This window comes from Atlantibacter subterraneus (assembly GCF_007570865.1).
Lineage (GTDB): Bacteria > Pseudomonadota > Gammaproteobacteria > Enterobacterales > Enterobacteriaceae > Atlantibacter > Atlantibacter subterraneus.
The window spans coordinates 264607-271194 of sequence record NZ_VLPS01000006.1; the positions used below are offsets into that span (position 1 = coordinate 264607).

At 53.6% G+C, this 6588-nt stretch carries 6 protein-coding genes and 1 pseudogene; 5 read left to right on the forward strand and 2 right to left on the reverse strand.

The features are described from left to right. Positions 1-229 precede the first annotated feature (229 nt). Positions 230-706, forward strand: coding sequence for a transcription elongation factor GreA (gene greA, locus FND52_RS13215; RefSeq protein ID WP_125294244.1), 477 nt, complete (start codon positions 230-232; stop codon positions 704-706). A gap of 242 nt (positions 707-948) precedes the next feature. On the opposite strand, the gene yhbY is transcribed toward greA, so the two are convergent. Beyond that, positions 949-1242 carry a ribosome assembly RNA-binding protein YhbY gene (yhbY, locus tag FND52_RS13220; protein WP_125294245.1) on the reverse strand — a complete coding sequence of 98 codons (294 nt, stop codon included), beginning with the start codon at positions 1240-1242 and terminating at the stop codon, positions 949-951. A 155-nt stretch (positions 1243-1397) separates the two neighbouring features. Here yhbY and rlmE point away from each other — a divergent pair, with 155 nt between their 5' ends. The 4 genes from rlmE (at position 1398) to glmM (ending at position 6275) form a co-directional block, all read left to right on the forward strand. Next, a complete protein-coding gene (gene rlmE / locus FND52_RS13225) occupies positions 1398-2027 on the forward strand; it encodes a 23S rRNA (uridine(2552)-2'-O)-methyltransferase RlmE (RefSeq protein WP_040459605.1) in 630 nt (209 codons plus the stop codon). 56 nt (positions 2028-2083) lie between these two features. Further along, entirely contained in the window at positions 2084-4015 is a 1932-nt protein-coding gene (ftsH, locus tag FND52_RS13230; RefSeq protein ID WP_040459606.1) for an ATP-dependent zinc metalloprotease FtsH, read from the forward strand. Between the two features lie 81 nt (positions 4016-4096). Next, a complete protein-coding gene (folP, locus tag FND52_RS13235) occupies positions 4097-4945 on the forward strand; it encodes a dihydropteroate synthase (protein ID WP_144131287.1) in 849 nt (282 codons plus the stop codon). Continuing rightward, on the forward strand, positions 4938-6275 hold the full coding sequence (gene glmM / locus FND52_RS13240) for a phosphoglucosamine mutase (protein WP_125294248.1): 1338 nt from the start codon (positions 4938-4940) through the stop codon (positions 6273-6275). The genes folP and glmM overlap by 8 nt, the downstream gene beginning before the upstream one ends. A 34-nt stretch (positions 6276-6309) precedes the next feature. On the opposite strand, the pseudogene FND52_RS13245 reads toward glmM, so the two are convergent. Next, positions 6310-6588, reverse strand: a pseudogene (locus tag FND52_RS13245) (C4-dicarboxylate transporter DcuC); the annotation flags it as partial.

Consider the following 6588-nt stretch of genomic DNA (forward strand, 5'->3'; position numbering starts at 1 on the left):
GGAAACGTGCCGTCATACTACGGTGCATCGTACGGTAAAGTAAACGATGACCCTCAGGGAACTTCAGGTTAAAATGCGTATCAAAATGCAAAATCGTTCCTGACCTGGTGCCTTGCTCCGGGTCGGTTTTTTTTTGTTTGTTACCCGGCGCCTGCGGGTTTTGGCCGGGGCGACATACTGGCCGTAGCGGGGTTTCCGCTGCGAAAAGGACTGTTTAAGAGGTATAAAAATGCAAGCGATTCCGATGACCTTACGTGGTGCTGATAAATTGCGCGAAGAGCTGGATTTCCTGAAATCCGTTCGTCGTCCGGAGATCATTGCCGCGATTGCCGAAGCGCGTGAACATGGAGACCTGAAAGAAAACGCTGAATATCACGCCGCACGTGAGCAGCAGGGTTTTTGTGAAGGACGCATCAAAGATATTGAAGCCAAGCTCTCTAACGCTCAGGTGATTGATATCACTAAAATGCCGAACAATGGGCGGGTGATTTTCGGTTCTACCGTAACCGTGTTGAATCTGGATTCCGATGAAGAGCAAACCTACCGCATTGTGGGTGATGACGAGGCCGATTTTAAGCAAAACCTGATTTCGGTAAACTCGCCCATTGCGCGTGGCCTGGTAGGAAAAGAAGTCGATGACGTGGTGGTGATCAACACCCCGGGTGGGCAGGTTGAATTCGAAATCGTGAAAGTCGAATATCTTTAATAACGGCGATAACCCACGCACATTTTCGGCCTAATCCGAATGGTTAAAGAATATACGTCTGCGTTGAAAGTTTGACGGCAGGTGTTAGATAAAAATCATGGTGATTGCGGAATGAAAATTTGCGGCTATTGTAAAGCCAGGTAAAAGGCCGCAATGCGGCCTTTTAACATCACACAGAGCATGGCATTTTGCTCAGCGCTGCCACATTATTGTTACAATTATGTGGACTCATCCGATGATGATTAACGCGGCAGCGAAATTTTGCGCTCTTGTGAAGGACGGTACAGAACGAGCGTTTTACCGATAACCTGGACATTACAGGCGCCGGTTTCCCGCACGATGGCCTCAACGACCAGGGTTTTCGTTTCGCGATCTTCCGTGGCGATTTTCACCTTGATCAGCTCATGATGCGTAAGCGCTTGTTCAATCTCGGCCAGTACCCCTTCGGTCAAACCATTATTGCCAAGCATAACAACGGGCTTGAGCGGATGTGCCAGACCTTTCAGGTGCTGTTTTTGTTTAGTACTCAGATTCATCGGTTTTTTTACTTACGTTGGGATTGAAAACGGTTCATTCTACCGCCATCTCCCATTAATACCCAACAGATTTCAAATTGTACTGCGAGGCGAAAGCGCAGGGTATTCAGCCTGACGGCACGTGGGTATCACGATGAACCCGGATGGAAATTGAAATGACAGGTAAAAAGCGTTCTGCCAGCTCGAGCCGCTGGCTCCAGGAACACTTTAGCGATAAATATGTTCAACAGGCTCAGAAAAAAGGGTTACGTTCCCGAGCCTGGTTTAAACTTGATGAAATACAGCAAAGTGACAAACTTTTTAAGCCAGGAATGACGGTTGTCGATCTTGGCGCTGCACCCGGCGGTTGGTCCCAGTATGTGGTCACGCAGATTGGCGGCCAGGGTCGCATTATCGCATGCGATCTTTTACCTATGGATCCTATCGTCGGTGTGGACTTTATTCAGGGCGATTTTCGTGATGAATTAGTCGTGAAGGCGCTGCTGGAGCGTGTAGGTGAGAGTAAAGTACAGGTTGTCATGTCGGATATGGCGCCAAATATGAGCGGGACACCTGCTGTTGATATTCCTCGCTCCATGTATCTGGTCGAACTGGCTTTGGATATGTGTCGCGATGTGTTGGCGCCGGGTGGTAGTTTTGTAGTGAAGGTGTTCCAGGGCGAAGGTTTCGATGAGTATCTAAGGGATATTCGCTCCCTGTTTACGAAGGTGAAAGTTCGTAAGCCGGATTCTTCCCGTGCCCGTTCACGTGAAGTTTACATTGTAGCGACTGGGCGCAAACTATAGTACCCTGACGCTGTTTGTTAACACAGTTGTAATATGAGGTTAATCCCTTGAGTGACATGGCGAAAAACCTAATACTCTGGCTGGTCATTGCCGTTGTGCTGATGTCAGTATTCCAGAGCTTTGGGCCCAGCGAGTCGAATGGCCGTAGGGTGGATTACTCTACCTTCTTGCAGGAAGTTAACCAGGATCAGGTTCGCGAAGCGCGTATCAACGGACGTGAAATCAACGTTACCAAGAAAGACAGTAACAAATACACGACTTACATCCCCGTTAACGACCCGAAGCTGCTTGATAACCTGATTACCAAAAACGTAAAAGTGGTTGGCGAGCCGCCTGAAGAGCCGAGCCTGCTGGCTTCCATCTTTATTTCCTGGTTCCCGATGCTGTTGCTGATTGGCGTCTGGATCTTCTTTATGCGCCAGATGCAGGGCGGCGGCGGTAAAGGCGCTATGTCGTTCGGTAAGAGCAAGGCGCGCATGCTGACCGAAGATCAGATTAAGACCACGTTCGCCGACGTCGCCGGTTGCGACGAAGCGAAAGAAGAAGTGGGCGAACTGGTTGAATATCTGCGTGAACCGAGCCGCTTCCAGAAGCTGGGCGGTAAGATCCCGAAAGGCGTCCTGATGGTTGGCCCTCCGGGGACCGGTAAGACCCTGCTGGCGAAAGCCATTGCGGGCGAAGCGAAAGTACCGTTCTTCACCATTTCAGGTTCCGACTTCGTAGAAATGTTCGTTGGTGTGGGTGCCTCCCGCGTTCGTGACATGTTCGAACAGGCTAAGAAAGCTGCGCCGTGCATCATCTTTATCGATGAAATCGACGCCGTAGGCCGTCAGCGTGGCGCAGGCCTGGGCGGTGGTCACGACGAGCGTGAACAAACCCTGAACCAGATGTTGGTCGAGATGGACGGCTTCGAAGGTAACGAAGGCATTATCGTTATCGCGGCGACTAACCGTCCTGACGTACTTGACCCTGCGCTGCTGCGTCCAGGCCGTTTTGACCGTCAGGTTGTGGTTGGCCTGCCGGACGTGCGCGGTCGTGAGCAGATCCTGAAAGTGCATATGCGTCGCGTTCCGCTGTCTCCGGACATCGATGCGGCCATCATTGCGCGCGGTACCCCGGGCTTCTCCGGTGCGGATCTCGCCAACCTGGTGAACGAAGCCGCGCTTTTTGCCGCTCGCGGTAACAAACGCGTCGTTTCAATGGTTGAGTTCGAAAAAGCGAAAGACAAAATCATGATGGGTGCGGAACGCCGCTCCATGGTGATGACCGAAGCGCAGAAAGAATCTACCGCGTATCACGAAGCAGGCCACGCCATTATTGGCCGTCTGGTGCCGGAACACGATCCGGTGCATAAAGTGACGATTATCCCGCGCGGTCGCGCGCTGGGTGTGACGTTCTTCCTGCCGGAAGGTGATGCAATCAGCGCCAGCCGCCAGAAGCTGGAAAGCCAGATCTCCACGCTGTACGGCGGTCGTCTTGCTGAAGAGATCATCTACGGTGCTGAGCATGTTTCTACCGGTGCGTCCAACGACATCAAAGTGGCGACGAACCTGGCGCGTAACATGGTGACCCAATGGGGCTTCTCCGACAAACTCGGTCCGCTGCTGTACGCGGAAGAAGAGGGCGAAGTGTTCCTGGGCCGCAGCGTTGCAAAAGCTAAACATATGTCCGATGAAACCGCGCGTATCATCGACCAGGAAGTGAAAGCGCTGATTGAACGTAACTACAATCGCGCCCGCACCATCCTGAATGACAACATGGATATTCTCCACGCCATGAAAGACGCACTGATGAAGTATGAAACCATCGATGCGCCGCAGATTGACGACCTGATGGCTCGCCGCCACGTGCGTCCGCCAGCAGGCTGGGAAGATCCAGGCACGAACAACTCTGATAACAATGGCACCCCGCAAGCGCCGCGTCCGATTGATGAGCCGCGTACGCCGAACCCGGGCAATACCATGTCAGAACAGTTGGGCGACAAGTAAGTTTTAATGAAGCGGTAATGAGAAAACCCTGGGCATGCCCGGGGTTTTTTTTGGTATGTGAACTGGTCTCAAGGATTAACGATGAAACTCTATGCCCAGGGATCCACGCTGGATCTTACGCACCCCCACGTAATGGGAATTCTCAACGTCACGCCGGATTCTTTTTCTGATGGCGGCAAGCACAATCAGCTGATTGATGCGGTGAAACATGCCAACGCCATGATTAATGCCGGGGCGACCATCATCGATGTGGGCGGCGAGTCCACGCGGCCGGGCGCTGATGAAGTCAGCGTGGAGGAAGAGTTGGCGCGCGTGATCCCGGTCGTTGAGGCCATAGCCCAACGTTTCGAAGTCTGGGTTTCTGTCGATACCTCGAAGCCGGAAGTGATCCTTGAGTCCGCCAGGGCGGGCGCGCATATCATCAACGACATTCGTTCGTTGCAGGAACCCGGCGCGCTGGCTGCCGCAGCGCAAACGGGGCTGCCGGTGTGCCTGATGCATATGCAGGGCGAACCGCGCACTATGCAACATGCGCCGCATTATGATGACGTTTTTGAGACGGTAAATCGCTACTTTGTTGAACAAATCGCGCGTTGCGAAGCGGCGGGAATCGCAAAAGAGAAATTGTTACTCGACCCCGGTTTCGGTTTCGGTAAGAATCTCCATCATAATTATCAACTTCTCGCCAGGCTTGCAGAATTTCATCATTTCGAACTACCGCTTTTAGTGGGAATGTCGCGTAAATCTATGGTCGGTCAGTTACTGAATGTCGGGCCGACGGAGCGATTAAGCGGCAGCCTGGCCTGCGCTGTGATCGCGGCGATGCAGGGGGCGCAGATTATTCGCGTCCATGACGTTAAAGAGACGGTAGAAGCAATGAGAGTTGTCGAAGCTACACTTTCAGCGAAGGATAAAAAACGCTATGAGTAACCGTAAATATTTTGGCACCGATGGCATCCGTGGGCGCGTAGGGGATGCACCCATTACGCCTGACTTTGTGCTCAAGCTGGGCTGGGCCGCCGGAAAGGTGCTGGCGCGTCATGGCTCCCGCAAAATTATTATTGGTAAAGATACCCGCATTTCCGGCTATATGCTGGAGTCCGCGCTGGAGGCTGGGCTGGCCGCAGCAGGCTTGTCCGCCTCTTTTACTGGCCCAATGCCGACACCGGCAATTGCCTACATGACCCGGACTTTCCGTGCGGAAGCCGGGATCGTGATCTCGGCATCACATAACCCGTTTTACGATAACGGCATCAAATTTTTCTCCATTGACGGCACCAAGTTACCGGACGAAGTCGAAGAAGCGATCGAAGCCGAAATGGAAAAAGAGATCACCTGTGTGGATTCCGCGCAGCTCGGTAAAGCCAGCCGTATTGTGGATGCTGCCGGGCGCTATATCGAATTCTGTAAGGCCACCTTTCCGAACGAACTCAATCTTAACAGCCTGAAGATTGTGGTGGACTGCGCCAATGGCGCGACCTACCACATTGCGCCAAACGTGCTGCGTGAACTGGGTGCCCAGGTCATTGCCGTGGGTTGCGAGCCGGATGGCGTAAACATCAACGAAAAATGCGGCGCGACCGATGTGCGGATGCTACAGGCGCGCGTGGTGGCAGAAAAAGCCGATCTGGGCATTGCGTTTGATGGCGACGGCGACCGCGTCATTATGGTTGACCATGAAGGCAATAAAGTCGATGGCGACCAGATCCTTTATATCATCGCCCGCGAAGGTCTGCGCCAGGGCAAACTGCGCGGCGGCGCAGTCGGCACATTAATGAGCAACATGGGCCTGGAAGTGGCGTTGAAGCAGCTCGGCATTCCGTTTGCCCGCGCCAAAGTTGGCGACCGCTACGTGCTGGAAAAAATGCAGGAGAAAGGCTGGCGCATTGGGGCGGAAAACTCAGGCCACGTGATTCTGCTTGATCAGACCACCACCGGCGACGGTATTGTCGCGGCGCTGCAGGTATTAACCGCCATGGTCAGGAACCATATGAGCCTGCACGACCTGTGCAGTGGCATGAAACTGTTCCCGCAGGTGCTGGTTAACGTGCGTTTTACCGCTGGCAGCGGCGACCCGCTGGAAAGCGATCAGGTGAAAGCGATCACTGCTGAAGTCGAGCAGGCGCTGGGTAACCGTGGACGTGTGCTGTTGCGTAAATCCGGCACCGAGCCGTTGATCCGCGTGATGGTCGAAGGTGAAGACGAAGAGCAGGTCACTGCATTTGCCAACCGGATTGCCGACGCGGTTAAAGCGGCGTAAAAAACGAAGCGCCGGAATTCCGGCGCTTTTTTTATCAGGCGATTTTAGGGTTTGCCTGGCGTTTTCGTAACGCCAGCGCGCCAATCAGCATCAGCACTATCATTCCCGCCAGCCACGGCAGAATATTCACCAAATGCCCGGCCCGCATAAACGTCAGTACCAGCATCAGCAGCCATCCGCCCAGCATCGGCAGCGCGGTGCGCTTCACGATTTCTACCGGCGATACGCCGGCAATCCCCGCGATAGCAATAATGACCCCGGCAATCGGCGACAGGGTGCGGCCAATCCCTGCAGAAAGTTGAATCGGCAGCAT

Excerpts from the sequence above, each read along its gene's own strand:
- yhbY (WP_125294245.1), bottom strand. The coding sequence starts at position 1,242 with ATGAATCTGAGTACTAAACAAAAACAGCACCTGAAAGGTCTGGCACAT.
- folP (WP_144131287.1), top strand. The coding sequence starts at position 4,097 with ATGAAACTCTATGCCCAGGGATCCACGCTGGATCTTACGCACCCCCAC.
- rlmE (WP_040459605.1), top strand. The coding sequence starts at position 1,398 with ATGACAGGTAAAAAGCGTTCTGCCAGCTCGAGCCGCTGGCTCCAGGAA.
- glmM (WP_125294248.1), top strand. The coding sequence starts at position 4,938 with ATGAGTAACCGTAAATATTTTGGCACCGATGGCATCCGTGGGCGCGTA.
- ftsH (WP_040459606.1), top strand. The coding sequence starts at position 2,084 with ATGGCGAAAAACCTAATACTCTGGCTGGTCATTGCCGTTGTGCTGATG.
- greA (WP_125294244.1), top strand. The coding sequence starts at position 230 with ATGCAAGCGATTCCGATGACCTTACGTGGTGCTGATAAATTGCGCGAA.